Origin of the sequence: Aestuariimicrobium ganziense, assembly GCF_015352975.1 — a bacterium.
GTDB lineage: Bacteria > Actinomycetota > Actinomycetes > Propionibacteriales > Propionibacteriaceae > Aestuariimicrobium > Aestuariimicrobium ganziense.
Genome location: NZ_JACYIZ010000001.1, coordinates 264,292 through 290,305, shown reverse-complemented (window position 1 = coordinate 290,305; position 26,014 = coordinate 264,292). Strand labels below are relative to the sequence as shown.

Annotated in this window: 29 protein-coding genes and 1 pseudogene; 10 read left to right on the top strand and 20 right to left on the bottom strand. The window is 69.0% G+C overall.

Annotation, left to right across the window (positions count from 1 at the left end):
* Positions 1–21: 21 nt before the first annotated feature.
* Positions 22–177, bottom strand: coding sequence for a hypothetical protein (locus IE660_RS01415; protein ID WP_203566533.1), 156 nt, complete (start codon positions 175–177; stop codon positions 22–24).
* Positions 178–285: 108 nt separating this feature from the next.
* On the opposite strand from IE660_RS01415, the gene IE660_RS01410 reads away from it, so the two are divergent.
* Positions 286–1,569: a YhjD/YihY/BrkB family envelope integrity protein gene (locus IE660_RS01410; RefSeq protein WP_203566532.1), complete on the top strand. Its 1,284-nt coding sequence runs from the start codon at positions 286–288 to the stop codon at positions 1,567–1,569.
* Positions 1,570–1,587: 18 nt separating this feature from the next.
* On the opposite strand, the gene IE660_RS01405 is transcribed toward IE660_RS01410, so the two are convergent.
* The 4 genes and pseudogenes from IE660_RS01405 to IE660_RS01390 form a co-directional block, all read right to left on the bottom strand.
* Positions 1,588–4,806 carry an efflux RND transporter permease subunit gene (locus IE660_RS01405; RefSeq protein ID WP_203566531.1) on the bottom strand — a complete coding sequence of 1,073 codons (3,219 nt, stop codon included), beginning with the start codon at positions 4,804–4,806 and terminating at the stop codon, positions 1,588–1,590.
* A gap of 62 nt (positions 4,807–4,868) precedes the next feature.
* Complete coding sequence (locus IE660_RS01400) at positions 4,869–6,089, bottom strand: pyrophosphate--fructose-6-phosphate 1-phosphotransferase (RefSeq protein WP_203566530.1); 1,221 nt, start codon at positions 6,087–6,089, stop codon at positions 4,869–4,871.
* A gap of 102 nt (positions 6,090–6,191) precedes the next feature.
* Positions 6,192–6,800 (bottom strand): TetR/AcrR family transcriptional regulator, encoded by a 609-nt coding sequence (locus IE660_RS01395; protein WP_203566529.1) that lies wholly within the window; start codon positions 6,798–6,800, stop codon positions 6,192–6,194.
* A gap of 114 nt (positions 6,801–6,914) precedes the next feature.
* Positions 6,915–7,142 (bottom strand): annotated as a pseudogene (locus tag IE660_RS01390) (MFS transporter); the annotation flags it as partial.
* Between the two features lie 113 nt (positions 7,143–7,255).
* Here IE660_RS01390 and IE660_RS16075 point away from each other — a divergent pair.
* Entirely contained in the window at positions 7,256–7,660 is a 405-nt protein-coding gene (locus tag IE660_RS16075; RefSeq protein WP_203566527.1) for a pilus assembly protein TadG-related protein, read from the top strand.
* 43 nt (positions 7,661–7,703) lie between these two features.
* Complete coding sequence (locus IE660_RS01380; protein WP_203566526.1) at positions 7,704–8,327, top strand: L-threonylcarbamoyladenylate synthase; 624 nt, start codon at positions 7,704–7,706, stop codon at positions 8,325–8,327.
* Between the two features lie 15 nt (positions 8,328–8,342).
* Here IE660_RS01380 and IE660_RS01375 read toward each other — a convergent pair whose 3' ends face one another.
* The 3 genes from IE660_RS01375 to IE660_RS01365 form a co-directional block, all read right to left on the bottom strand.
* Positions 8,343–9,269, bottom strand: coding sequence for an HpcH/HpaI aldolase/citrate lyase family protein (locus IE660_RS01375; RefSeq protein WP_203566525.1), 927 nt, complete (start codon positions 9,267–9,269; stop codon positions 8,343–8,345).
* A gap of 109 nt (positions 9,270–9,378) precedes the next feature.
* Positions 9,379–11,913 carry a sodium-translocating pyrophosphatase gene (locus IE660_RS01370; RefSeq protein ID WP_407928974.1) on the bottom strand — a complete coding sequence of 845 codons (2,535 nt, stop codon included), beginning with the start codon at positions 11,911–11,913 and terminating at the stop codon, positions 9,379–9,381.
* 165 nt (positions 11,914–12,078) lie between these two features.
* Entirely contained in the window at positions 12,079–12,462 is a 384-nt protein-coding gene (locus tag IE660_RS01365) for a DUF4870 domain-containing protein (protein WP_203566524.1), read from the bottom strand.
* A gap of 142 nt (positions 12,463–12,604) precedes the next feature.
* Here IE660_RS01365 and IE660_RS01360 point away from each other — a divergent pair, with 142 nt between their 5' ends.
* Together IE660_RS01360 and IE660_RS01355 are read left to right on the top strand one after the other, a co-directional pair.
* On the top strand, positions 12,605–13,099 hold the full coding sequence (locus tag IE660_RS01360) for a DUF456 domain-containing protein (RefSeq protein ID WP_203566523.1): 495 nt from the start codon (positions 12,605–12,607) through the stop codon (positions 13,097–13,099).
* A gap of 31 nt (positions 13,100–13,130) precedes the next feature.
* Positions 13,131–13,400, top strand: coding sequence for a DUF2277 domain-containing protein (locus IE660_RS01355; RefSeq protein WP_203566522.1), 270 nt, complete (start codon positions 13,131–13,133; stop codon positions 13,398–13,400).
* A 51-nt stretch (positions 13,401–13,451) separates the two neighbouring features.
* Here IE660_RS01355 and IE660_RS01350 read toward each other — a convergent pair whose 3' ends face one another.
* From IE660_RS01350 to IE660_RS01330, 5 genes are all read right to left on the bottom strand, one after another.
* Positions 13,452–14,123, bottom strand: a complete 672-nt coding sequence (locus IE660_RS01350; protein WP_203566521.1) for a rhomboid family intramembrane serine protease — start codon at positions 14,121–14,123, stop codon at positions 13,452–13,454.
* A gap of 83 nt (positions 14,124–14,206) precedes the next feature.
* Positions 14,207–14,854 (bottom strand): IMPACT family protein, encoded by a 648-nt coding sequence (locus IE660_RS01345; RefSeq protein ID WP_328701786.1) that lies wholly within the window; start codon positions 14,852–14,854, stop codon positions 14,207–14,209.
* Positions 14,851–15,468: an HD domain-containing protein gene (locus IE660_RS01340; RefSeq protein ID WP_203566520.1), complete on the bottom strand. Its 618-nt coding sequence runs from the start codon at positions 15,466–15,468 to the stop codon at positions 14,851–14,853. The genes IE660_RS01345 and IE660_RS01340 overlap by 4 nt, the downstream gene beginning before the upstream one ends.
* Complete coding sequence (locus tag IE660_RS01335) at positions 15,447–15,857, bottom strand: hypothetical protein (RefSeq protein ID WP_203566519.1); 411 nt, start codon at positions 15,855–15,857, stop codon at positions 15,447–15,449. Before IE660_RS01335 ends, IE660_RS01340 begins: the two co-directional genes overlap by 22 nt.
* The gene (locus IE660_RS01330; RefSeq protein WP_203566518.1) at positions 15,857–16,477 is read right to left on the bottom strand and encodes a transposase; all 621 of its coding nucleotides are present in this window, start codon (positions 16,475–16,477) and stop codon (positions 15,857–15,859) included. The genes IE660_RS01335 and IE660_RS01330 overlap by 1 nt, the downstream gene beginning before the upstream one ends.
* 135 nt (positions 16,478–16,612) lie before the next feature.
* Between IE660_RS01330 and IE660_RS01325 the strand changes: the two genes are divergently transcribed.
* Positions 16,613–16,990 (top strand): VOC family protein, encoded by a 378-nt coding sequence (locus tag IE660_RS01325; protein WP_203566517.1) that lies wholly within the window; start codon positions 16,613–16,615, stop codon positions 16,988–16,990.
* Here the strand turns inward: IE660_RS01325 and IE660_RS01320 are convergent.
* The gene (locus tag IE660_RS01320; protein ID WP_203566516.1) at positions 16,977–17,915 is read right to left on the bottom strand and encodes a PAC2 family protein; all 939 of its coding nucleotides are present in this window, start codon (positions 17,913–17,915) and stop codon (positions 16,977–16,979) included. The two genes, IE660_RS01325 and IE660_RS01320, sit on opposite strands and share 14 nt — an antisense overlap.
* 173 nt (positions 17,916–18,088) lie before the next feature.
* Here IE660_RS01320 and IE660_RS01315 point away from each other — a divergent pair, with 173 nt between their 5' ends.
* Genes IE660_RS01315 through IE660_RS01305 form a run of 3 tightly spaced genes read left to right on the top strand, consistent with a single transcriptional unit; the run spans position 18,089 to position 21,604 of the window.
* The gene (locus tag IE660_RS01315) at positions 18,089–18,967 is read left to right on the top strand and encodes a bifunctional 5,10-methylenetetrahydrofolate dehydrogenase/5,10-methenyltetrahydrofolate cyclohydrolase (RefSeq protein ID WP_203566515.1); all 879 of its coding nucleotides are present in this window, start codon (positions 18,089–18,091) and stop codon (positions 18,965–18,967) included.
* A 50-nt stretch (positions 18,968–19,017) separates the two neighbouring features.
* On the top strand, positions 19,018–19,329 hold the full coding sequence (locus tag IE660_RS01310; protein WP_203566948.1) for a metal-sensitive transcriptional regulator: 312 nt from the start codon (positions 19,018–19,020) through the stop codon (positions 19,327–19,329).
* 1 nt (position 19,330) lies between these two features.
* Positions 19,331–21,604, top strand: coding sequence for a heavy metal translocating P-type ATPase (locus IE660_RS01305; RefSeq protein ID WP_203566514.1), 2,274 nt, complete (start codon positions 19,331–19,333; stop codon positions 21,602–21,604).
* Positions 21,605–21,608: 4 nt separating this feature from the next.
* On the opposite strand, the gene IE660_RS01300 is transcribed toward IE660_RS01305, so the two are convergent.
* From IE660_RS01300 to IE660_RS01280, 5 genes are all read right to left on the bottom strand, one after another.
* Positions 21,609–21,962, bottom strand: a complete 354-nt coding sequence (locus IE660_RS01300; RefSeq protein WP_203566513.1) for a DUF2200 domain-containing protein — start codon at positions 21,960–21,962, stop codon at positions 21,609–21,611.
* Position 21,963: 1 nt separating this feature from the next.
* On the bottom strand, positions 21,964–22,212 hold the full coding sequence (locus IE660_RS01295; RefSeq protein WP_203566512.1) for a hypothetical protein: 249 nt from the start codon (positions 22,210–22,212) through the stop codon (positions 21,964–21,966).
* Positions 22,213–22,295: 83 nt separating this feature from the next.
* A complete protein-coding gene (locus tag IE660_RS01290) occupies positions 22,296–22,493 on the bottom strand; it encodes a hypothetical protein (RefSeq protein WP_203566511.1) in 198 nt (65 codons plus the stop codon).
* Between the two features lie 113 nt (positions 22,494–22,606).
* Positions 22,607–22,777: a CsbD family protein gene (locus tag IE660_RS01285; protein WP_203566510.1), complete on the bottom strand. Its 171-nt coding sequence runs from the start codon at positions 22,775–22,777 to the stop codon at positions 22,607–22,609.
* Between the two features lie 96 nt (positions 22,778–22,873).
* A complete protein-coding gene (locus IE660_RS01280; protein ID WP_328701784.1) occupies positions 22,874–24,415 on the bottom strand; it encodes a glycoside hydrolase family 31 protein in 1,542 nt (513 codons plus the stop codon).
* Positions 24,416–24,456: 41 nt separating this feature from the next.
* Between IE660_RS01280 and IE660_RS01275 the strand changes: the two genes are divergently transcribed.
* The gene (locus tag IE660_RS01275) at positions 24,457–25,167 is read left to right on the top strand and encodes a tocopherol cyclase family protein (RefSeq protein ID WP_203566509.1); all 711 of its coding nucleotides are present in this window, start codon (positions 24,457–24,459) and stop codon (positions 25,165–25,167) included.
* 7 nt (positions 25,168–25,174) lie between these two features.
* Here IE660_RS01275 and IE660_RS01270 read toward each other — a convergent pair whose 3' ends face one another.
* A complete protein-coding gene (locus IE660_RS01270; protein WP_203566508.1) occupies positions 25,175–25,966 on the bottom strand; it encodes a nitrilase-related carbon-nitrogen hydrolase in 792 nt (263 codons plus the stop codon).
* Positions 25,967–26,014 lie beyond the last annotated feature (48 nt).

The following is a 26,014-nucleotide window of genomic DNA, read 5'->3' as shown; positions in this document are numbered from 1 at the left end:
TTACGCGACGTGTCGAGAGGCTCACGGCTCGCCCAGCACGCACAACTCGTTGCCCCTCGGGTCGCGCATCACCGTCCAGGGCAACTCACCCCAGTCATGCTCTACCAGGCTGCCGCCCAGATGCTCGATGCAGACGTCGAGCCACGTCGGTCCCACCCGCACGTTAGCCAGCACCACAGTCGACCCAGCCCTTCCGGGTGGCATCGAGGCCCGGGCGTGCCACCCCTGGCGCAGGGGTCGGTAGGCTCGCAGCGATCAACGGCACCGACGAGTCAGGGGAGAGCAGTGAAGGACAAGCTGGCCCAGTTGAAGGCCAAGCCCTGGGTGGCGCACCTGCTGCGTGCCTGGGCGCGCTACAGCAACCGGATGGGTGGGCAGTTCGCCGCCGCGGTCACCTACTTCTCGGTGCTGGCGATGGTGCCGATCCTGATGTTCGGCTTCTCAATGCTGGGCATGACCCTGACCGTGCTGCGCCCTGACTGGCTGGCCGTGGTCAAGGACGAGGTGACCGACATCATCGGCACCGGACGCTTCACCGACCTGATCGACCAGTACCTGCAGAACTGGCGAGGCGTCGGCCTGGTCGGCCTGCTCTCGCTGCTCTACGCCGGGTCTGGCTGGGTGGGCAACCTGCGTGGCGCCATCCGGGCCCAGTGGCGCCCGGAGTTCGAGTTCGACGAGAAGAAGCGCAACTTCTTCCTCAAGATCATCATCAACGCCGGCACGCTGATCGTCCTGCTGATCGGCATCGGCCTCACCGGCGCGATGGCGATCATCGGCACCTCGTTGTCGAACGTGGTCGTGCGCTGGCTGGGGCTGACCGAGTCGCTGGTGGGACGACTGGGCGTCCGGGCTGGGGCCATTGTCGTCACCGTGCTGTGTGCCTGGCTGCTGTTCGGCCTGATCTACTGGCTGCTGCCGCGCGAGCCCGCACCGCTCGGGGCCAGGGTCAAGGGTGCGCTGGCGGCCGCGGTCGGCCTGGCCGCCCTGCAGTTGGGCGCCGGATCGCTGATGGGCCTGTTCAGCCAGAACCGGGCTGCCGCGCTGTTCGGGCCGGTGATCGTTCTGATGCTGGTGCTCAACCTGTTCGCCCAACTGGCCCTGTTCATCGCGGCCTGGATCGCCACCGCCAAGCAGCCAGCGATCGCCTATCGCTGGAACGAGGCGGACGAGCTGCTGCGCGGCAGGAGCGACACCGAGACCGCTCCCGGCCACTGGGAACGGGCCGACGAGGACCGCGCCCGGATCGAGGCCGAGGAGGCCGAGGAGGAGCGCAAGGAGGCCGAGGAGAAGGCGCTCAAGGAGGGACGACCATTGCTGCCGTCGTCTGCCGGCGCCCGACGCCCACTGCGCGTCGAGGCGTTCCGGGCCCAGGTCGAGCGTGACCCGGTGTCCATCGCGCCTGACGGCAGCCACCCCGAACCAGATCCCGACGTCCTGGTGCCCCAGGACGTGGCCGCGAACTCGGTCAAGGTGGCCGGTGTCACCGGCTACGCCGTCGGTGCCGCCACCGGCATCGGTCTGGGTGCGATGGTCGCGGCCCTGTTGGGACGACTGGTCCGCCGCTGAGCCCGGCCTGGCGCCGGGTCATTCCTCCAAGGATCGACGGGCGGGACGAGCCGGCGGCTCGTCAGCTTGGGCGGCGTCAGGCAGGTCACCAGTGGTGGCTTGGTCGTCGGTCTCGGCGGGCTCGTCGTCGGCCTGCACCTCTTCGAGCCGGTGACCTGTGACCGGGTCACGACCTTGGGCGATCCGGCGTCGCTCCTGACGTGCCTCGACCAGGTGGTAGAGCACCGGCACCAGCACCAGGGTGAGCAGGGTCGACGACAGCAGGCCGCCGATCACCACGATGGCCAGCGGCTTGGAGATGAACACCCCGCCCCCGCTCAAGCCCAGCGCCATCGGCACCAGGGCGAAGATCGTGGCGATGGCGGTCATCAGGATCGGCCGCAGACGTTGCCGCGCCCCGTTGATCAGGGCATCATCGACCGACTGCCCCTGGGCTCGGTAGTGGTTGACCAGGTCGATCAGCACGATGGCATTGGTCACCACGATGCCGATCAGCATCAGCACACCGATCAGTGACGGCACCCCCAGCGGGGTGTCGGTGATCAGCAACGCGGCCAGGGCCCCGGTCGCCGCGAACGGGATCGACACGGCCAGGATCAGCGGCTGCACCAGGCTCTTGAAGGTCGCCACCATCACCACGTAGACGATCGCGATGGCGATCAGCAGCGCCAAGCCCAACTGGCGGAAGGCGTCGGCCTGCTCGCGGCTGATGCCACCGACCTCGGCGGTCGCGCCCTCGGGCAGGGTGACGCCGGCCAGGGCCTCGTTCACGTCACTGGTCACCTGTCCCAGGTTGTCGCTGACCGGGGTGATCGACACCGTCACCGAGCGTTGCCCATCGGTCCGGGCGATCACGGTGGCGACGTTGGTCCGCTCGACCCTGGCGACATCGCGCAGCGCCACTGGGCCCGACGGTGACTGGATCATCAGTCCGCTCAGCGCCTCCAGGCCTGCTGGGCGGTCCACGGGCACGAGCACGACGTCGATGCTGCCCCCGTCTGCCTGCTCGTAGCGTCCCAGCGTGGTCGGGCTCAACGCGCCACGCACCGCCTGCTGGACGGCAGCGTCGGTGAGCCCCCGAGCCGCCGCCCGGGCCGGATCGGTCACCACGGTCACCTGGGGACGTTCATCGGTCAACGACGAGGTCAGGTCAGTGCCGGTGGTGACCTCACCCAGAGCCTTCACCACAGCGTCGTTGGCCTCGGTGAGGCGCTGCCGGTCAGCTGCCTTGATGATCACCTCGACGTCACTGGATCCCTGCAGCGCGGCAGCGCTGACGGTCAGGTCGCCGTCCTCGCTGAACGGGGCGATCGCGGTGCGCACCCGGGTCTGCACGTCGGCGGCCGCGGCGTCCTCGTCCAGGCTCAGCGAGAAGGTGGCGGTGTCGGCTCGTCCACCGAAACCGAACGGCGTGCCGTCGGAACCCACGGTGACCAGCACGGTCTTGACGCCCTCGACGCCGATCAGCGCCTTCTCGACCTTGGCGGCGCGGGCGTCCTGCTCGGTCAGTGACAGGGCCGATGGGTACTCCTGGCTGACGGTGAGGGTGTCCTGGCCGGCGTCGCCGAGGAAGTTGGTCTTGAGCCTGGGAGCCAGCGCGAGCGTCGTGGCCAGGATCGCCACGGCCACGACCAGGGTGATGACCGGGTGGCGCAGCGTCCACTCAACCGTCGGCACGTAGGCGCGCTGCAGCCAACTGTTGCGCTCCTTCTCGTGGGCGACGCGTTCGACCTCTTCACGATCACCGGTGGGACGACCCTGCGGCAGCAACCAGTAGGCGAGCACGGGGACGATGGTGAGGCTGACCAGCAACGAGCTGAGCAGGGCCAGCGTGACGGTCAGGGCGAACGGTCGGAACAGCTCACCGGTCTGGCCCCCGACCAGGCCGATCGGCAGGAAGACCGCCACGGTGGTGATGGTGGCCGAGGTGATCGCGGTGGCCACCTCGCGCACCGCGGTGAGGATCGCCCTTACCGTCGACTCGCCGTAGGACAGGTGCCGCTTGATGTTCTCGATCACCACGATCGAGTCGTCGACCACGCGGCCGATGGCGATGGTGAGAGCCCCGAGGGTGAGGATGTTCAGGGTGTAGTCGGCGATGTCGAGCCCGATCATCGTCATCAGCACCGACACCGGGATCGAGATCGCGGTGACCAGGGTCGAGCGGATCGACAGCAGGAAGACCAGGATCACCAACACGGCCATCACCAGGCCCATGCCGCCCTCGACCAACAGGTCGTGGATCGACTGGCTGATGAACGGGGCCTGGTCGAAGACCGGGGTGAACCTGGCCTGGTTGCCCAGTTCGGCCTCCAACTCGGGCAGCAGTTCCTTGACGGCGTCACTGACCGCGACCGTGTTGGCGTCGGGCACCTTGGTGACGGCCAGCGTCAACGAGTTGCGTCCGTCGGTGCGTGAGTACGAGGTCAGTGCCCCCTCACCCTCGGTGATGGTGGCCACCTGCCCCAAAGTCAAGGACTGCGGTGGCTGGGTGGCATCGGCGGCCGGCACCGTGATCCGCAGTTGACGCAACTGGTCGAGCGAGGTGTAGCGCTGGCCGACAGTCACGTTGAGGGTTTGGTCGCCGTCGTCGAGGCGTCCGGCCGCCACCAGGGTGCCCGAGCCGGTGACCGCCTGCCTCACCAGCGCCGCCGGCACCGAGGCGGGCAGCTTGTCGAGCTTGATCTGCACCTGGCGTTCAGGTGCGCCGGTGACCTGCACCGCGCTGACGCCCTCGATGCGTTCCAGGCGTGGGACGACCACGGTGCGCAGTCGCTGGGCCAACTCGATCGGTGACGACTCGTCGCTCACCGACAGCGCCAGCACCGGGATCGAGTCGAAGCCGCCGGTGATCACCTGGGTGTCGACGCCCTCGGGCAGGAACGACTCGATCCGTGAGATGGCCGCGCGCGCGTCCTGCTGGACGATCGACATGTTGCTGCCGTAGCGCATCGTCACCACGATGGACGAGGTGCCGCTCACCGAGGTGGACGAGGTCGACTCGACCCCCTGCAGGGTCAGCATCGCCTGTTCGATCGGGACGGTGACCTTCTCCTCCATCACCTCGGGGCCGGCCCCGGGGTAGGAGGAGACGATGAACACCTGCGGGAACTCCACCGAGGGGATGAGTTCCTGCTTGAGCCGCCCGGTGGTGACCACCCCGAACACCAGCACGAAGACGGTGATCAGGGCGATCAGCGCCCGGTTGGCGAGGCTGAGGTCAGCGAGTCGATGCATCCGGGGCTCCTTGGCGGGGGCGGCCCGGCCCACGCCAAGGCCGGACGGTCAGGGGGAGGGGGTCAGTGGGGCGGGGCAGCCACCGGGGCGGGCTGGCCGATGGCCTCGATCATCTCGGTGTACCACGACTGGGTGATGTCGAAGGCCTTGCCACCCTTGATCCGGTCGAAGGCGATGGCGCTCAGCACGTCACCGTTCTCCTCGTCGTGGCCGATCACGCCGGCCTTGCCCTCGAGGGCGCAGTCGACGGCGAGGTCGGTGCACTGCTTGATCAGGTCGAGGTCGGCCTGGTTGGCGGCCGCCGAGCGCGAGAAGTACCCGGACTTCTGGATCATCACCTTCTCGGCACCCAGCAGCTCGGCGAACTGCTCACCGAACCAGGCACCGGGGTTGACCTTGTCGAGCTTGACGTGGCCGAAGGGGTCGCGCGGCACCTCCTTGCCCGACTTCTCCAGCTCGGCGACGATCGAGTCCAGGCCGGCGCCCTCGGAGAGGAAGATCGTCACGTTGCCGACCTCGTCCATCACCTTGTTGAGCCGGGCGGCCTCGGCCTCGAGGTCGATCACGGCCTCGGGCACGTAGACGGCGTGGATGTCCCACGCTTCGCGCGACAGCCCGATCTCGGGCAGCCAGGTCTGGGTGTCGAGCCACTCGCGGTACTTCTGCGCCGTGGCGGCGGTGAGCCAGCCACAGTGGCGTCCCATCACCTCGTGGACGATCAGCATGCGCGAGCCGGAGTTGTGCTCGGCCACGATGTTCTCGGCGAAGACCGCACCCTGCTCGGCGGCGGTCCAGGCGCCCAGCGACTGGCGGATCGGGATCACGTCGTTGTCGATGGTCTTGGGCAGTCCGACGACGGTCAGGCCGTAGTCGTGCTTGGCCAGGTAGGCGGCCAAGTCGGCAGCGGTGGTGTTGGTGTCGTCGCCGCCGATGGTGTGCAGCACGTCGACGCCGTCGGCGACCAGCCGGTCGGCGGCCACCTTGAGGGGGTCGTCACCCTCGGCGACCAGGCCGCGCTTGACCAGGTCCTTGACGTTGGTGAGCTTGACCCGCGAGTTGCCGATCGGGGAACCGCCGAACTTGTGCAGCAGGCCGGCGTTGCGGCGCACCTCGTCGGTCACGGTGAGGAAGTCGCCGCTCAGCAGGCCTTGGTAGCCATGGCGGTAGGCGATGATCTCGACCTCGGGGGCGACCTCGCTGTAGCGCTGGATCAGGCCTGCGATGGCCGATGACAGGCACGGGGCGAAACCGCCGGCGGTGAGCAGGGCAACCTTCGAGACCATCGTGGTCCTCCTTGGACGCTGGAGTGCTGAGGGTTCCAGCCTAGTGGCTGGGTCTGGCGCGATGCGGGGTGGGTCCGGCAGAGGACGACCAGCCGGGGAGCCTCAGCCGTCGGCCTTGCGCAGACGGTCGACCAGGGCATCGGCAGCGAACGCCATGCCTGCGGCCATGTCGATGTCGGGGTTGAGCAACCACTGCACCTGCAGACCGTCCATCACGGCCACCAGGGCCTGGGCGGCGGACCTGCTCGCGGGGGAGCTGCCCTGGGGGTCGAGGCCCGCACGGCAGCGCAGCGCAGCCTCGACTTCCTCGCGGACCGTGACGTACCGGTTGCGGAACCAGTCCTGGGCCGGGTGGTTGGTGGTCACCGACTCCGCCGACAACACCGCGTAGAGCTGGGTCAGGCCCGGGGTGCGTTGGTTGCGCGCGGCAGTATCGACCATGTGGTCGATGAGGGCTGACCCGGTGGTGGCCTGGTTCTCGCGCGAGACCTTGTCGCGCCAGGCCAGCACCTCGGTGAGCAAGTTCTCCTTGGAACCGAAGTGGTGCAGGATGCCGGCAGCGGTCATGCCGAGTTGATCGGAGATCGCGGTCAGTGACGTGTTGTGGTAGCCCGACACCGAGAAGGCCTCGGCGGCGGCCAAGACGATCTCGTCCCGCCTGTTTGGGCGCCCCCCACGGCGCTTCGTCGTGCCGCCCTCAACAACACTCACGCTCCGTATCCTACGCCTGCTGCTGAATGATTGTTAAGCCCCCGCAGGGTGCAATACGCCGCTGATGCGCCCAACGCCGCCACTGACCCCGGTGGGGCGAGGTCAATCGATCAGTCCTGCTGCGCGCGCCGCAGCCATGATCGACAGACCCACGGCATTGACCAAGTACAGGGGCAACACGAACACGAGCGCGAACTCGCCTGCGCTGACCGCCGTCGCGGTCAGGTTTCCCCACGTGAAGGTGGGGATCCGCAGCAGAGTGAGGTCGAGCAGGGCGGAGCGCCCGTTGTTGGCGCGGTGGCGTTCCCAGCCGACGAACAGTCCGAGCATGACCAGGCCGAGGCGACCGCATCAACCCTTTGGTTGGTCGTGGGGCCAGTTCGGTGCGGCCCTGCCTGACGCGGGTGTCCACAGGTTCGCCGCGTGGTGCACCCGCCACCGGCAAGACTGTGCCCGTGAATCGTCCTGAGCACCGCACCGGCCGCGAGCGAGGCGTGAGCCTCTCGGCGTTCTTCGCGGTGGTCGTGGTGTGCCTGCTGCTGTTGGCGGGGCTGGTCATCGATGGGGGAGCGAAGGTGTCGGCCGATCGCCGGGCCGAGGCCGTGGCGGCCCATGCCGCTCGCGCCGGCGCTGACGCCGCCGTGGGCCACCGCCTGGTCGGCAACGACCCGTCCAGTGCGGCCCACCGCGCAGCCCTAGCCGTGCTCGACGACGCCGGGGTCGCCGGACAGGTCACCGTCACCGGCGAGCGGGTCAGCGTCACCACCACGATCACCGTCGAGACCACCTTCCTGTCGCTGATCGGTACCGACACCCTGACTGGTCACGGGCGGGCCAGCGCCACCAGCGTCGAAGGCTGAACCCGCCTCGTCCCGCCCTGACCGGCACACCTAGGCTGCGGCCATGGCCCGCCACCTCGACGTCCACCCGGTCAACCCGCAACCACGCGCGCTGCGCGCCGTGGTGACCACTCTCGAGGACGGCGGACTGGTGGCCCTCCCCACCGACTCCGGCTACGCGCTGGTCTGTTCGATGGGAAACAAGGAGGGGTTGGAGCGCATCCGCAGCATCCGCCACCTCGACCAGCACCACCACTTCACGCTGCTGGTCAGCGAGTTCGGCCAGGTCGGGCAGTGGGTCGAGATGGACAACTGGGTGTTCCGTGCCGTCAAGGCAGCCACTCCCGGGCCCTACACCTTCATCCTCAAGGCGACCCGTGAGGTGCCCCGGGTGATGCAGCACCCGCGCAAGAAGACCATCGGCATCCGGGTGCCCGACCATGTCACCACGCTGGCCGTGCTCGACGCCGTCGGCGCCCCGCTGATGTCGAGCACGCTGATCATGCCCGACCAGGACGTCCCGCTGTCGCAGGGCTGGGTGGTCGCCGACGAACTCGAGCACCTGGTCGACGTGGTGGTCGACTCCGGCGACTGCGGCATCGATCCGACCACCGTGGTCGACCTGTCGAGCGGCGAACCCGAGGTGTTGCGGGTGGGCGCCGGTGACCCGGAGCCGTTCGAGGCCTGAGGCGCGCCGATCGGCTCAGTAGTGGTAGGTGTCGCTGGGCGGCGGGAAGCCGTGGTAGCCCTCCGGCGGCTCCATCGCGAAGGCCTTCGCCAGCGCGAGGATCTTGTTGGCCCTGGCCAGTCGGGGCAGGTCGGAGCCGTTGCGGATCTCGCCGCCCTCGGCCTCGAACTCGGCCAGGAACTCCAGCGCCCACGAGATGTCGCCCAGCGAGGGCGACAGGATCTCGTTGACCGTGTTGCACTGCTCGGGCATCAGGCAGATCTTGCCGGTCATCCCGAAGGTGACGGTCACCCCGGCCGAGTCGGCCAGGGCCACGCCCAGCGCACCCACCGCGGGGCCGTCGATCGGGCCGGGCAGCCCGGCGGCCCGTGAGGCGATGGTGAACTGGCTGCGGGTGTAGGCCAGGGCGTGTGGGTCGTCGGCGAAACCGGTGTCGCGGCGGTAGTCGCCCAGACCGAAGGCCAACCGGAAGGTCGAACCGGACTCGGCGATGGCCGACAGGTTCTGCACACCGCGCGCGGTCTCGACCAGCGCGACGATCTTGCGCCCGGGCAGCGCCTTCTGGGTCACCTTGACCGACTCGGGGGAGTCGACCATGGCGAGCATCACGCCCTGAACGTTGTCGTAGGACGACAGCAGGTCCATGTCGGCGCGCCAGTGCTCGGTGTCGATCGCGTTGACCCGTGCCCAGGTCGGGTGGCCCTGCTCGAGCCACTCCTTGACGTGCTGGCGGGCAGCGCCCTTGTTCTGCGGGGCGACCGCGTCCTCGAGGTCGAGCAGGACGAGGTCAGCCGGCGACGACTGGGCCCGGACGAACCGCTGCGGCACGAACGCGTTGACCAGCAGCCAGGAGCGGGCGAGGTCTGGCCCGAAGGTGGCGCCGTCGGCGGCCTCGACGGTGGGGGCGGTCCGGGACTCGGCCTGGGCGGCGTCGACGGTCACTGCTGCCTTCCTCTCACGTGGGCGACAATGCCAACGGCCACCCTAGCCCTGTCGGCGGGGGAGGTGCGTCCGCGTTCAGGGCCGGGTGGCCGTCGGTGTCAGGTGAGGGTCAGGCGGTGATCTCAGCAGGCTCGTCGGCCGGGTCGATCATCGGTGCGTTGATCCGCATGCCGTAGAACGAACGCAGCACGAAGAAGGCGCTGACCAGGAAGAACACAGCTGACAGGATCCGCACCATCGTGCCCATGCCCTGACCGGTGAGAGCCACGGCCAGTTCGACCGCGAGCAACCCGAACAGGGTGGTGAACTTGATGACCGGGTTCATCGCGACGCTGGAGGTGTCCTTGAAGGGGTCACCCACGGTGTCACCGACGATGGCGGCATCGTGCAGCGGCGTGCCCTTGGCGTCCAGGTCGACCTCGACGATCTTCTTGGCGTTGTCCCAGGCTCCGCCGGCGTTGGCCATGAAGATGGCCTGGTAGAGGCCTGTCACGGCGATGCCGATCAGGTAGCCGATGAAGAAGTACGGCTCGAGGAAGGCGAACGACAAGGTGACGAAGAAGATCGCCAGGAACATGTTGAGCATGCCCTTCTGCGCGTACTGCGTGCAGATCTCGACCACCCGCTTGGAGTCCTCGACCGAGGCCTTGGTCACCCCGTCGAGCTGGATGTTGGCCTTGATGAACTCCACCGCCCGGTAGGCGCCGGTGGTCACGGCCTGGATCGTGGCTCCGGAGAACCAGTAGATCACGGCGCCGCCGGCGATCAGGCCGAGCAGGAACGGCGGGTGCAGCAGGCCGAGCTTGATCAGCTCGTCGGAGTCGGACAGGCCGTGGGTGAGCGCCATGATGATCGAGAAGATCATCGTGGTGGCACCGACCACGGCCGTGCCGATCAGCACCGGCTTGGCGGTCGCCTTGAAGGTGTTGCCGGCGCCGTCATTGTCCTCGAGGAAGTGCTTGGCACGATCCCAGACCGGGGTGAAGCCGTAGTCCCGCTGGATTTCGTCGTCGATGTTGGGCATCTGCTCGATGGTCGACAACTCATAGACGCTCTGCGCGTTGTCGGTCACCGGGCCGTAGGAGTCGACCGCGATGGTCACCGGACCCATGCCGAGGAAGCCGAACGCGACCAGGCCGAAGGCGAAGACCGCCCACTTCACGTGCTCGAGGGTGCCCATGTCGCCCAGGCCGGTCGACGACACCAGGAAGGCGGTGCCCATCAGGCCGATGATGGCCAGACCCAGCCAGTAGGCCGAGAAGTTGCCGGCCACCAGCCCCGAGAGGATGTTGAGAGAGGGTCCGCCCTGCCGGGACGAGACCACGACCTCCTTGGTGTGGGCGGAGTGGGTCGAGGTGAACACCTTGACCAACTCGGGGATCAGCGCGCCGGCGATGGTGCCGCACGACACGATGATCGACAGCTTCCACCACAGGCTGTCGGGGTTGCCGTGGTCGGGGGTTCCCGGACCGATCAGCAGCCAGCTGGTCAGGAAGGTGAGCACGATCGACACGATCGAGGTCAGCCACACCAACGCCGACAGCGGCGTCTCGAAGTTCATCGAGTCGACCTCGTTGTACTTGCGGCGGGCCATCACGTAGTTCCCCAGGTAGCTGACGCCGGAGGCGAGCACCATGACGGCGCGAATGACGAAGATCCAGACCAGGAACTGCACCTGGGTGGCGACGTTGGGCACCGCGAGCAGGATGAAGGTGATCAGCGCGACACCGGTCACGCCATAGGTCTCGAAGCCGTCGGCCGAGGGGCCGACCGAGTCGCCGGCGTTGTCGCCCACACAGTCGGCGATGACGCCGGGGTTGCGGGCGTCGTCTTCCTTGATCTTGAAGACGATCTTCATCAGGTCGGAGCCGATGTCGGCGATCTTGGTGAAGATGCCGCCGGCGATGCGCAGAGCCGAGGCGCCCAGCGACTCACCGATGGCGAAGCCGATGAAGCAGGCACCCGCGATCTCGCCGGGCAGGAACAGCATGATGACCAGCATCATGATCAGCTCGATGCTGATCAGCACCATGCCGACGCTCATGCCCGAGCGCATCGGGATCTCGTAGACCGGGTAGGGCTTGCCACGCAGCGACGCGAACGCGGTGCGCGAGTTGGCGAAGGTGTTGACCCTGATGCCGTACCAGGCGACCGCGTACGAGCCGGCCATGCCGATCAGGCTGAAGAGCAGGACGACCAGGACCTTCCACAGCGGCATGCCGACCAGGGCTGCGAAGTAGAGCACCATGATCGCGGCGATGAACACCCACAGCAGCAGCAGGAACTTGCCCTGCTGCACCAGGTAGGACTTGCAGGTCTCGTAGATCAGTTCGCTGATCTCGCGCATCGACTTGTGCGTCGGCAGCGCCTCGAGCTGCTTGTAGGTCCACAGGCCGAAGCCGAGGCCGGCGATGCAGACGACGATGCCGATCATCAGCAGGTGGGTTCCGGCGATGCCCCCCAGGAACGACACCTGGGACAGGTCGGGAAGGGCCAGGTTGGCCTCGCCCCCGATCTCGGCCCCGCCCTCGCGGGTGCAGCCGGCCAGCAACAACCCGAGTCCGGCGAGCCCGACGGCGGCGAGCCGGCGGAGTCGTCCCGGGTGTCGGGAGGTGGGGGATTGGACGACGGTGTCGGTTTTCACGGCAGTTGGCCTTCTCTCGGCGCGGCCTGTCAGTTCTAGGCCTCCCGAACAGGCTATGACGACCGATTTCGCCCCCGGGCATGGGGGTCGGCGAATGGGTTGCCACACGCCGAACCGGCCGCCGACGGGTCTCGTCGGCGGCCGGTCAGAGCGGGTTTGCGCTGGTCAGCTCAGGATGCGGATCTGGAACGGGTAGTCGTAGGTCTCGCCGCGGCTGGCCCGGAAGGCGCCCTTGATGTGGCACCACAGGGTGGCGATGGCGGCGATGGCCATCAGCACGAGGCCGACCGGGAGCAGCACCACGGTGAAGACGCAGATCCAGCCGACGATCGTCATCACCCACATGCCGATGTTGAAGTTGAACGAGCCGGCGGCGGCCCGGCGAACGAACGGGGAACGGTCCTTGTTGAGCAGCCACATCACCAGTGGTCCGACGAAGCTCAGCCAGCCCACCGAGATGACCATCGAGATGATGGTCGCCAAGTGCGACAGCATGGCTCCGGTGCGCTCGTCGGCGGTGGTGTGCGGGCGGTACGTCGTGTGGGTCATGTCTCCAGTGTGACCCTGCTCGGGTCGCCAGCAGGGCCTTGCCATGGCGGTCTTGGGGTGGGCTCGGGGGAGCCTCAGGGGTGCCACCGAGAGGCGCTCGCCGTCGCGGTCGGCAGCGGGGTCGATGCCTTACCCTGAGGTGGTGCCAGCTGATCTCGCAGCCATCGTCGCCGTGCTGCTCGCCATCGTCGGTGTCGTCGGCATCGTCGTCCCCGTGCTGCCCGGCAGCATCACCATCGTGGTCGCCCTGCTGGTCTGGGCGGTGTGGGGTGGCTCGGCGTGGGGATGGGTGGCGTTCGCCGTCGGGACGGTCGCCGTGCTGGCCGGTGCCACCGCGAGCTTCCTGCTGACCAAGCGCAACCTCGAGGCCCGTGCGGTGCCCAAGTGGCCGCTGCGGGTCTCACTGCTGGTCGGGGTGGTCGCCAACTTCCTGTTGCCGGCGCTGGGGCTGGTGATCGGCTTCCTGGTCACGCTGCTGGTCTGTGAGTGGTTGCGGGTGCGCACCCTGCGCGAGGCGCTGAGCACCAGTTGGCTGGCGGTGCGTTCGATCGGCCTGGGCATGATCATCGAACTGGGCTGTGCCCTGTTCGCCTGCACCCTGCTGGCCATCTCGATCCTCACCTCGCTGGTGATCTGACCCACGCCCCGCCGACCCCAAGGAGCACCGCGTGTGCCGCAACATCCGCCCCCTGCACAACTTCGACCCGCCCGCCACCGAGGACGAACTGCACGCCGCGGCCCTGCAGTTCGTCCGCAAGATCTCGGGCATGAACAAGCCCTCGCACGCCAACCGTGAGGCCTTCGACCGGGCCGTGGACGAGATCGCGCACACCGCCGCTCACCTGCTGGACGACCTGGTCACCAGCGCTCCCAAGAAGGATCGTGAGGTCGAGGCTGCCAAGGCGAAGGCTCGTTCGGCCGCCCGCTTCGCGAGCTGAATCGTTGCGGGGGCGAACCCCCTGCACGCCCCCCGCACGGCGCTCGGGGCCTCAGGCGTAGAACAGGTACTTCACCGCGACCAGAGCCACCAGCGCGAGCCCGAGCGCGGCCAGGCTCGGCCACCATGGCAGCTTCTTGCGCTCCTTGACCGAGCGCTCGAGCGTCCAGAACAGCAGCGCCATCGCGGCCAGCCCGGTCAGGAACCCGCCGATGTGGGCCTGCCAGGCGATGCCGGGGATGACGAACGAGATCACGGCGTTGATCGCGAGCACGCCCCACAGTTGGCTGGTGTTGGCGCCCAGGCGGCGCTGGGCCACGGCCAGTGCGCCGAACAACCCGAACACCGCCCCCGAGGCCCCGACCAGGCCGACGTTCCAGTTCGACCCGAGTGGGTTCATCGCGGTCGGCGGTGTGGCCAGGGCCACGAAGAGCACCGAGCCGCCCAACGCCGACAGCAGGTAGACGCTGAGGAAGCGGCGCCAGCCCAGGAAGTGCTCCAGGCCCTGGCCCACCATCCACAGCGCCATCATGTTGAACATGATGTGCATCGGCGACAGCGAGTGGGTGAAGGCCGAGGTCAGCCAGCGCCAAGGCTGGCTGACGCCCAACGACGGCGCCAGCGCCAGGTCGTCGATCAGGCCTGGGATGGTGAGTTCGGCCACCCAGACGGCCGCGCAGATCGCGATCAGCGACAAGGTGGCAGGGTTGCGCTGGAACTTCATCGGCGGTGCTCCTGTCGTGACGGCCGTCGACGGCTGGTGACGCTGGTCGGCGGGCGTCAGGGGTCAACGATACGCAAGAACCCTCAACCCCAGTCGACCCCGGTCTCGACCACGCCCGCCGTCCCGTGGGTGAGTCGGGCAAGCAACGCACGCAGGTGCTCGTCCTGGTCGTCCACCACGGCCAACGTGAGCACCGCGGAATCAGCGGTGAAGCGGGTGTCGCTCGGGGTGAACCCTTCGGTGATCAATACGTTCTGCACCCGGCCCAGGTCAGCCATCGCCACCGTGGCCTCGAGCAGACGACGCTGCTGCACCAGTCGCCAGCGGGCCACGTCCAGGGTCTGGTTGACCGACTCCGAGTACGCCCGGGTGAGTCCACCCGCACCGAGTTTGGTGCCACCGAACCACCGGGTGACCACCGCCACCACGTCGGTGACCGGCGGCTCGCCGGCGGCGGCGCCGTGGCGCAGCAGCGCCTCGAGCATCGGGATGCCAGCCGTCCCGGCCGGCTCGCCGTCGTCACTGGAGCGCTGCTGGTCGCGCAGCGGGCCCAGCACGAAGGCCGAGCAGTGGTGCCCTGCGTCGTGGTGGGCCCGGCGTGCCGCGGTGATCGCGGCACGAGCCTCGCCCTCACTGGTGACGTGGGTGAGGGCACACCTGAAGGTCGAGCGCTTGACCTCGAGGTCGGTGATGACCGGACGCGAGCCGGCCAGACGTCGGTAGCTGGTCACGACCCGGCCAACTCGTCGAGTTCGCGGCTCAGGTTGGCGCGTGCAGCGGCCTCCCCCACTCCCGTGCCCCTGGAGTGGAACAGCGTCGGTCTGGCGAGCAGTTGCCGCAAGCGGGCGGCGCGAGCCCGCTGCCAGACCTCGAGGTCGAGGTCGAGGCGTTCGGCGCGCAGGGCGGCGACCTGGTCCGTGTAGTCGGGCCACGGTAACGACAGTGGGTGCAGGTCGGTGTCGCAGAGCAGCGCGCCGGGCTGGTCGTCGGGTCGGGGCTGGTGGTGGCTGGTGAGCAGGACGAGCCGGACCACCTCGGCCACCTGGTCGTCCTCGACCAGACCCGACAACTGCTGCTCGGCGAGGGCGGCGGAGGCCTGTTCATCGGCGGGGGAGCGGTTGCTGTGCACGGCGTCGTGGAACCACCAGGCCAGTTCGACGACGTGTGGCGCCTGGGCCTGGTCGAGCAGCGTGAGTCCGTGGTGCAGGTGCGCCGGGCCGTGGTAGTGCCGGTGGGGCTCGTCCCAGCGCTGCAGCAGGTCGAGGCCGATGGCGGGGGGCAACGCGAACCTTCGCTGCCAGCGTTCCAGCAGGTCGGCCTCGCTCACCACAGGTGGATCACCCACCAGGCCAGACCTGCCGCGGCGCAGGCGACCAGGACGCTGACGAAGGTGCCGATGATGAAGCGTTCGGCAGCACCGGTCTGGGTGGCCTTGAGTTCGGGGTAGCGCGCCAACCCCTTGACGGCCAGTGCCAGCGCCATGCCCTCGGGATAGCCGCTGAGCAGGGCGGCATAGATCGCCAGTCGCTCGAGCATGCCGATCCAGGCGCCGCCGCGCAGTTGTGAGGCCGCGGCCTGGGCCTTGGTGGGCACTGGCCCGGCCGTGGTGTCGGATGATCGCGAGGCCCGATCGGCCAGCTTGAACACGGCGTCGACGACTCGTCCGCCCAGCAGCACCGTCACCAGCCCGATGACGAGCACCACGGCCACCGTGGCCACCTGCAGCCAGTCCATCAGGGCTCCAGCCCCAGGTCGACCAGCATCGAGATGGCCAGTTCTCGACCGCGGCGGTCTTCGACGATGTGTGCGCGCGCGCTGCGCTGGCTGACCGCTGAGGGACTGATGCCGAGTTCGGCGGCGACGTCAGCAGCGGTGTTGGCGTGCTCGAGCATCTGAGCCACCTCCCATCCTTGCGGCGTGCGCCGACCCCACACGGTGCGCAGCAGCCACAACACGGTCTCGGCTGCCTGCACCCGATCGTAGGCCCCGGCTGTGACATCAGGGCCGAGCAGCCGCAGCTCGGCGGCCACGCTGCGCGAGCGTTCCACGGCCTCCCGGGCCAACAGATAGGCCGGCCCTCGCGCCTCACGGGTGGTGCCCGGCAGCGGCTGGTCGACCTCGCCGAGCCCCAACCCGATCCGCCAGTCCCCGAGCCGCGAGAGCCGCATGACGGCCTCGACCACGCTCGACGCGCTGCGCACCAGCCCCTGCACCTCGTCCCCTGTCGTCCGCTCGAAGGCGAGCGCCATCCCCGGCAGGTCGTTCAGCACGGCCAAGGCCTCGGGGACCCTGTCGGGTTGCCGTCGGCTCCGGCGCTGGTCAGCGGTCAGCACGATGAAGGGTGATGGCTTCATGCACTCAGAATAAGGTTGTGGACTTCACTTGTCGAGATGAAGCAGCCAGACTCCGGCTGACGAGGGGCCAGTGCAGGCGCTAGGCTGCCTCACCACCCGCCCGGGGACGCCGGACCCTTCAGCGAAGGAGCATCCATGTTGCTGCACCAGGTCGCCCTCAAGGCCGACGACCTCGAACGGGCCACCGAGTTCTGGACCGAGCTGCTCGGTGAGGGGCCGATCGCCAGCTTCGATCCGCCCGGCCTGGTCTTCTTCGGGTTGGGCGAGGTGCGTCTGCTGCTCGAACGCAACGCGCCGGCCTCGCTGGTCTACCTGCGGGTGGACGACGTGGACGCGACCGTCGAGCAGCTTCGCGAGCGCGGAGTGCAGATCGACACCGAGCCGCACACCATCTTCTCCGACGCCGAGGGGCTCTTCGGCAGCCCGGGTGAGGACGAACGGATGGCCTTCCTGCGCGACAGCGAGGGCAACCTGGTCGGGCTGGCCTCGCGCCGGCCGATCACACCGCAGTAGGCGGGCTGTCGTCCTTGCCCTGCTCGTCGGCGAGCTGGCGCAGGAAGTTCTCGGCCTCACGGCCGATGTCGTCGGCGGTCGGCAGGTCTTCGTGGGTCGGCTCGATCGAGGGGCGCGGACGTGCCTCGTGGAAGGCGTCGTACTGCTCCTCGAGCGCCGAGACCAGGGCCTGGGCTTCCTCGGACTGCTCCAGCTCCGCACCGATCTGTGCCCGGGCGGCACCCGCGCTCACCGCCAGTGCCGAGGTGGGAATGGTGTGGCCGGTGGCCTCGGACAGCGCCCTCAGCAGGGCCAGGGTGGCGTCGGGAAAGTCGGACTGGGCCAGGTAGTGCGGCACGTGGGCCGTGATGCCGATGACCTGTCGTTCGGCCTCGGCCAGACGCACCTCGAGCATCGAGGGGAACGACCCGGCCAACTGCACCCGCCCGAACAGCGGCTGGTTGCCCGGAATCAGGCTGGGGTCACTGGCGTGCCGGGTCAGGGTCACCGGACGGGTGTGCGGCACCGCCATCGGGATGGCACCCAGCATCACCGTGGTCTGCACGTCGAAGGTGTCGACCAGTTGCTCGATCGCCTTGGCCAGGCGCTCCCACTGCAGGTCGGGTTCCTGGCCTGCCAGCAGCAGGAAGGGCACCCCGGACTCGTCCACGACCTGGTGCAGGGTCATCGACGGTGCGTGGAACTCCAGGAAGCGGTCGGTGTCGAACACCATGCTCGGACGCTGCCCGCGGTAGTCGACCAACTGGTCGATGTCGAAGGTCGCCACCTTGTGGTTGGGCAGCGTCGAGGTGACGTGTTCGTCGAACAGCCGTTGCGCGTGCCCGGCGTCGACGAACCCGGTCAGGGTCACCACCAGGGTGCGCGCCCTGATCGTGCGCGGGTCGATGTAGCTCTCGAACTCGTACAGTCCAGTGGGGTCCAGCACCATGCGCCTCCTCGATTTCTGTGGTGGTGCAACCGCCTGCGACGAGGCGGCATTCCAGCTGGTCGGGGTTGAGCTCTCAGCTTACCGGCGCACGCTGACACCGACGGGGCACACCGGGTGCGGCGCGTCCGCCGTGGAACAATGCAGACAACGTCCGACGCCGAGGAGCCCCGATGACCGCACGCCTGCTGCCCGGAACCCCTGTTGCCGAGGCGGTGTTCGCCAGCCTCGAGCCGCGGATCGCCGCCCTGCGCGAGGCCGGGCGGACCCCGGGTCTGGCCACCCTGCTGGTCGGTGACGACTCGGCCAGTGCCGGCTACATCAGGATGAAGATCGAGAAGGCCGAGTCGCTGGGCTTCACCGCCCCTCACGTGCACCTGCCCCAGGACGCCAGCCAGGCCCAGGTCAACGACGTGATCGCCGAGTTCAGCGCCGACGACGAGGTCGACGGCATCCTGTTCCAGAACCCGCCGCCGCCGCACATCGACTTCGACGAGGCGATGGGTCTGATGGACCCCGACAAGGACGTCGACGGGCTGCACCCGCTGAACATGGGTCGCCTCGCCCTCGGCATCGCGGCGCCGGTGCCCTGCACCCCCGCCGGCATCGAGGCGCTGCTGGCCCACCACGAGATCCCGGTCTCGGGGCGTCATGTGGTCGTCCTGGGTCGGGGAACCACGCTGGGTCGTCCCCTGGCGATGCTGCTCACCCAGAAGCGCCCCACCGCCAACGCCGCGGTCACCGTCGTCCACACCGGCGTGCCCGACTGGGCGCAGTACACCCGCGAGGCCGACATCGTGATCGCCGCCGCCGGCGTGCCCGGCATCCTGCAGCCCGAGCACATCCGCCCCGGTGCGGTCGTGGTCGGTGGGGGAGTGCGCTACGAGGGCCGCCGCCTGCTGCCCGACGTGGACGAGCGCTGCGCCGAGGTCGCTGGGGCGATCACGCCCCGGATCGGTGGGGTCGGGCCGACCACCATCGCGATGCTGTTCAAGAACGCGGTCGATGCCGCCGAGCGTCGACTCGAGATGGCCGAGTACGACCCCCGGTGAGTTGATTGCATACCCCCTAGGGGTATGATGGTGGGGTGAGCGAGACACCCATGTGCCCCCCTGCCGACACCGGTGAGCAGCACCACGGCTACCACAGTGAGAAAGGCGCCTACCTCCGGCGGATGGGTCGCATCGCAGGCCAGGTCAAGGGCATCGAGCGGATGATCGAGTCCGACACCTACTGCATCGACATCCTCACCCAGGTGTCAGCGGTCACCAAGGCCCTGCAGGCGGTCGCCCTCGGTCTGGTCGACGAGCACATGACCCACTGCGTGCTGGATGCCGCCAAGCGAGGCGGGCCCGAGGCCGACCAGAAGATCAAGGAAGCCAGCGACGCCATCAGGCGCCTGGTCAGGAGCTGAGATGAGCACCACCACCCCCGAGACCATCACCCCCGACACCCTCGACGAACAGACCGAACTGCTGCTGCAGGGCATGACCTGCGCCTCGTGCGCCAACCGGATCGAGAAGAAGCTCAACAAGCTCGACGGCGTCAGCGCCACGGTCAACTACGCCACCGAGAAGGCGCGGGTGCAGCACAACTCGATGATCACCCCCGAGCAGTTGGTGGCCGCGGTCGAGGCCGCCGGCTACGGCGCCACCCTGCCCGAGCCGCCGGCGCCCGTCACTGATCCCGACGCCCCACAGCCGGTCAGCGCCGACGACCTGCACGTGGCCGAGTTGCGCCGCAAGTTGCTGATCGTGGTCGCGCTGACCGTGCCGGTGATCGCGATGGCGATGGTGCCGGCGCTGCAGTTCACCCACTGGCAGTGGCTCTCGCTGGTGCTGGCCGCCCCGGTCGTGGTCTGGGGTGGGTACCAGTTCCACCGGGCCGCGTGGACGAACCTGCGCCACGGCAACGCCACCATGGACACGCTGGTCTCGCTGGGCACGCTGGCCGCCCTGGGCTGGTCACTGGTGGCGCTGTTCTTCGGCCACGCCGGCATGCCCGGGCTCAAGCACCCGTTCGAGCTCACCGTGCAGCGTGGCCATGGCCTGAGCAACATCTACCTTGAGGCCGCCGCCGGGGTGACCATGTTCATCCTGGCCGGGCGCTACTTCGAGGCCAAGGCCAAGCGCCAGGCCGGCGCCGCGCTGCGGGCCCTGCTCGATCTGGGTGCCAAGGAGGTCGCGGTCGTCCGCGACGGTCGAGAACTCAGGATTCCGGTCGACCAGTTGCAGGTCGACGACGAGTTCGTGGTGCGCCCCGGCGAGAAGATCGCCACCGACGGTCTCGTGGTCGAGGGACGCTCGGCGGTCGACGAGTCGATGGTCAGCGGCGAGTCGGTGCCGGTCGAGGTCGACCAGGGCTCGCCCGTGGTCGGTGCGACCGTCAACACCAGCGGACGCCTGCTGGTGCGCGCCACCCGGGTCGGTGCCGACACCCAACTTGCCCAGATGGCCAAGTTGGTCGAGGACGCCCAGACCGGCAAGGCAGCCGCCCAGCGGTTGGCCGACCGAATCTCGGGCATCTTCGTGCCGGTCGTGATCCTGCTCGCCCTGGGCACCCTGGTCGGCTGGTGGCTGGCCGGGGCCGGCTGGACCGCGGCGTTCACCGCTGCGGTCGCCGTGCTGATCATCGCCTGCCCCTGTGCGCTCGGTCTGGCCACGCCGGTCGCGTTGATGGTCGGCACCGGACGAGGTGCCCAGCTCGGCATTCTGATCAAGGGACCCGAAGCGCTCGAACAGACCCGCCGGGTCGACACCGTCGTGCTCGACAAGACCGGCACCGTCACCACCGGCCAGATGGCACTGCGAGAGGTGGTCGCCGCCGAGGGTGTCGAGCAGGACGAGGTGCTGGCCCTGGCGGGGGCCGTCGAGCACGCCTCTGAGCACCCGATCGCCCAGGCGATCTCGTCGGCCGCAGCCGAGCGGGCGCCACTGGCCACGGTCACCGACTTCACCAACCACGAAGGGCTGGGGGTCAGCGGCAGCGTCGACGGCCGTCGTGTCGTGGTCGGGCGGCACGGCTTCGTCACCGACCAGGGCGTCGTCGTCCCGGCCTGGCTCGAGGCCGAACTCGACCGCACCCAGCGTGAGGGTGGCACGGCCGTGGTCGTCGGGCTGGACGACCGAGCCTTCGGCCTGGTGGTGGTGGCTGACCGGGTCAAGGACGGTTCGGCCGAGGCGGTCCGCCGCTTCCGCGACCTCGGACTGACCCCGGTGCTGCTCACCGGTGACCACGAGACCGTGGCCCGATCGGTCGCCGCAGAGGTCGGGATCGACAACGACCAGGTGTTCGCCGGCGTGATGCCCGCCGACAAGGTCGATGTCGTCCAGCGCCTGCAGCAGCAGGGCCGAGTGGTGGCCATGGTCGGCGACGGCGTCAACGATGCCGCGGCACTGGCCCAAGCCGACCTCGGGCTGGCGATGGGCACCGGCACCGACGTCGCCATCGAGGCCAGCGACCTGACCCTGGTGCGCGGAGACCTGCGGGTGGCGGCCGACGCCATCCGGCTGTCGCGGCGCACCCTGGGCACGATCAAGGGCAACCTGTTCTGGGCGTTCGCCTACAACGTGGCGGCGATCCCGCTGGCGATGGCCGGGCTGCTCAACCCGATGATCGCAGGTGCGGCGATGGCCTTCTCATCACTGTTCGTGGTGGGCAACAGCCTGAGGCTGCGCAGCTTCTCCTGACGGCTCAGCCTGCCCGCAGGATCTTGTTCATCTGCTTGCCGCGGGCGAGTTCGTCGACCAGCTTGTCCATCCAGCGGATCTGTTGCAGCAGCGGGTCCTCGATGTCCTGCACGCGGTACCCACAGATCGAGCCAGTGATCAAGGTGGCGTTCGGGTTCATCCGCGGTGCCTGGGCGAAGAACTCCTCCAGGTTGGTGCGCCGCTCGAGTTGGTCGGCCAGGCCCGCGGCGTCGTAGCCGGTGAGCCAGCAGATCACCTCGTCCACCTCGGCGCTGCTGCGCCCCTTGCGCTCGGCCTTGGCCAGGTAGTGGGGGTGGATGTCGGCGAAGGCGGTGTCGAAGATCCGGTGTCGGGCCACGTCAACTCCAGCTGTTGGGATTGGTGAAGACCCGGTAGATCACGGCCACCACCATCGAGGTCAGCAGCACGACCAGGGCCAGCAGGTAGAGCCACCAGCGCCGACGCACCATCGCCCCGCGGGAGGCGATGACGTAGGCGCGCAGCATCATCGTCCAGAAGGCACCGATGATGACGATGCGCACGATGAAGGGGCCCCAGGGCTTGTCGCGCGAGGCGACCTCGAAGCCCAGTTGGACGAAGGCGGTCACCACGACCAAGGTCGTCGCGACCGCGACCCCCCACACCATCGAGGCTGGGGGACCGGCTCGGTGGTGTGGAGCGGGTGGCATCGTCAGGCGTCGCCGGCCTCGGCGGCGGTGTCCTCGTCGTCGTTGCGGCGACGCAGCCACTCGGGCACGTTCTCACCGGGCGGGGTGTTGTTCCAGTTGTCGGCGTGCTCCTGGACGACCTGGCCATCCTGGCCGTCGAGTTCGGTCACATCCTGGGCGGACTGCTCGTCCACCTGTTCCTGGGGGTCGCGCTCACTCATGCTTGGAGCTTAGTTGGCCGGTGCGACAGCGCGCGGCAACCGTGTGCAGACGCGGCGAGGGGAACGACGCCCTCAGACGTCGTCCCCCTCGCGCCGGGAGTGGGTGGGCCGGCCTACTTGAAGGCGTCCTTGACCTTCTCGGCGGCCTGCTTCAGATCGCCCTTGGTCTCCTGGGACTGACCCTCGGCCTCCAGACCGGGATCGTCCTTGGCGTCGCCAGCGGCCTGCTTGATCTTGCCGACAGCTTGGTCCTTGGTGTTCTCGAGCTTGTCATCGACGCCCATGTGGGCCTCCTCTGGTTGGCGTGCAGTGCTGGTCACGCTGCCACACCCGCCTGCACCAGACCTCGACAAGTCGCCCCGGCACACCCCTTTGGGTCGTCAGTCGAGGCGCCGGAACCGGGGCAGCGACCGCAACTGCACCGCCACCTCGACCGTGGTCGGGCCCTCGATCTGGTCGCCGGACTCCTCGTTGCGCCAACGACCCGAGGGCACCACGACAGTGCGCTCGGTGGCGCCCCGGCGAAGCACCGGGGCCACCAACAGGTTCTCACCGAGCAGGAACTGGTCGGTGACGTGACCGAGGTCGGGGTGGTGGAACGCCAACGGACGAAGGATCGGGTCACCGGTGCGGGCCGCGTGCGCGAACAGGGCGGAGATCTCGTCGACCAGTCCCTGTCGGATGGCGACCACCTCGGTGACCGAGGCCAGGTGCTCGTCGTCCAGCACCCGCCACGGCACCAGAGAGAACTGCATCATCGGGAACAGCGCCGAGCACTGGGCGAACCGGACGAACAGCTCCTGGTCGATCTCACCGCCCTGCTCGAACGAGCCCAGCTCGCCGCCGCCGATCATGTCGGGACAGTTGAAGGCGTGACCGATCAGGCCTTGGGCGATGCCCTCGGGAATGAGTGACTCGATGCCCATCTGGCCCCAGGCCCGCGGCTTGTCGTGCAGGCGCTGGGCCAGTGGCTGCCCGCCGAGCTTCCAGCAGGCCCGCATCTCGTTGAGCGGGTACTCGCTGCCCAGCCGGGCCCAGGCCTCGCACTGGGCGACCGCACCCCCGCCGCCGTGGGTGACCTCGGTGTCTGAATAGTAGCGCAGGTCGCCGGCATCGAGCTTGAACCCGTCGACGCCCAGGCCGCGCAGTGCGGCGAACTTGCCTCGCACCCAGTCGAGGGTGGCCGGGTTGGTCAGGTCGAGCACCGACGACCAGCCGTTCCACCAGTGGTGCAGGCTGAGTTCTCCGTCGGGTCGGGTGATCAGCAGCCCCTCGCGGGCCAGCTGTCGCGAGGTCGGGCTGTCCGGGCTCAGGTAGGGCACCACCCAGAGCATCACCTTGAAGCCCATCTCGTGCAGTTCTCGGCACATCGCCCCCGGGTCGGGGAACTGGGTGGGCTCGAACTCCCAGGTGCCGTAGTCGGGGGCCCACAGGTCGTCGATCATGATCACACCCGGCGGCAGGCCGTGCTCGAGCACGCCGTGGGCGTAGTCGAGCACCTTGCCCTGGGTGGGCACGTAGGGCGCCTCGATCCAGGTGTTGTACTGCGGTGCGGTGTACATCAACTCGTCGACGCAGCGCCCCGAGGGCGGGAAGTGCGCCGCCTGGGCGGCACGGTAGGCGCCGGCCAGGTCGTCGCCGGCCTGCTCGATGACGATGTCGTCGCCGATCAGGGTGAGGGTGCGGTCGGGCCCGAACAGGAACCGGAAGGGCTGGTCGCACCACACGTAGCGGCCCTTGGTGCTGACCAGCACCGGCGCGGACTGGTTGGCGCCACCCATGTGGTCCCAGAAGTGGCCGGCGTTGGTGGCCAGGTCGCGGTGGTGGGCCGAGCCGCCCATCGGCATGAACAGACCGTCGGCAACCGCACCCCCGAACCATCCCTCGTCAGCGAGCAGGTCAATGGTGGTGTGGCTGGTCACGACTTCAGCCTAGGGATCACCGTTGCGCCTAGGGTCGTCAGATGAGCCCTTTCATCGCCCCCACTCCCCGGATCGGCGCCGGTTGGCCGAGGCGTCGCTGGGGCGGTTCGAGCGTCTTCCACCTGGTGCCCGGGCTGAACCAGTACTGGCACCCCTGGCTGCTGGGTGGACGTGCCTCGGGCACGGCGGTGGTGGGTGGTGAGACCTGGCTGCTGGACGGTGCCCAGGTCTACGGCGAGAAGAACTGGGGACGCGAGGGCTTCCCGAACTCGTGGTGGTGGGGTCAGGCGCAAGGCTTCGACGACCCGGCTGCCTGTGTCGCCTTCGCCGGTGGCGAGGTGATCGCTGGTCCGCTGCGCACCACGGTGACCGCGCTGGTCGTCCGCCTGCCGTCGGGGCGGGTGCTGCGGCTGGGTGACCCCGTGGTCTCACCGGTGCGCACCTGGGCCAGCGCTGAGTCGTGGTCGCTTCGGGGACGAGGCTTCGGCTGGTCGGTCGAGGTCGAGGCCCACTCACCGGTGGGCAACGCCCACGTGCTGCCGGTGCCGTTGCCCTCGGAGCACCGCAACACCCCGGGAGCGATCGAGCACCTCGATGGCCAGATGACGGTGTGGGTGCGACGCCGCGGGCAGCTGGTCTGGCGCGGTGAGACCGCCCTGGCCGGCCTGGAGTACGGCGGACGAGGCCACGCCGAGGCCGAGCTCGCCCGCCGTGGGGTGCCGATCACCGAGCCAGGTGCCCCGGCCCAATAGGGGGCTGTCAGTACAGGTCGGGACGCCTGTCGTCGACCACGTGGTTGCGCCGGCCCAACGTCTTGTTGCGCGAGGCGGCGAGGTCGACATTGGCCATCAGGACGATCGGGGCGGCGGTCTGGCCCACTGGGGTCACCGGGCCGACCACCGGGTAGCCGTCGGCGTCGACGACCATGCTGCCGCCGATCCACTCGACCCCGCGTTCGGTGCCGCAACGGTCGGCGATCGCGATCGCCACCCGGTAGCTGGCTGCGGCTGCCATCGCCTTCGCGGCCTCGATCGGTCGCTCCCCGTCGGGACGGGGCAGCAGTGGCCAGTTCACCGGCGCCGCGACCAGGTCGGCCCCGGCCTCGGCGGCCAGGCGCACCCACTCGGGGAACTCCAGGTCGTAGCAGACCATCACCCCGACTCGTCCGACCGAGGTGTCGACCACCAGCGGCGGCTGGTCGCCCGGGGTGAACACCGACTGCTCCTCGCCCCACAGGTGCACCTTGCGGTAGGTGCCCAGAAGGCGGCCGGGGTCGACCACGACCGCCGCGTTGTGCCCCTGGTCGCCGTCCACCTCGGCCCACCCGCTGACGATCACCAGGTCGAGGTGTCGCGACCACTGCGCCAGGGTCTCCAGTTGGTGGCGCGACCGGTGGGCGAGGGCACGCGCCTCGTCAGCGTCGTGGAACACGTACCCGGTCCAGGCCAGCTCGGGAAGCACGACCAGGTCGGCGCCCTGGGTGGCGGCGAGCTCGACCGCTGCGGCCAGCCGTGAGCGGGTGCCCCCGGGGTCGTCGATGTCGATCGCCACCTAGGCGACCGCGATGCAGGTCTTGTGGGTCGGCATGGCTCAACCGGC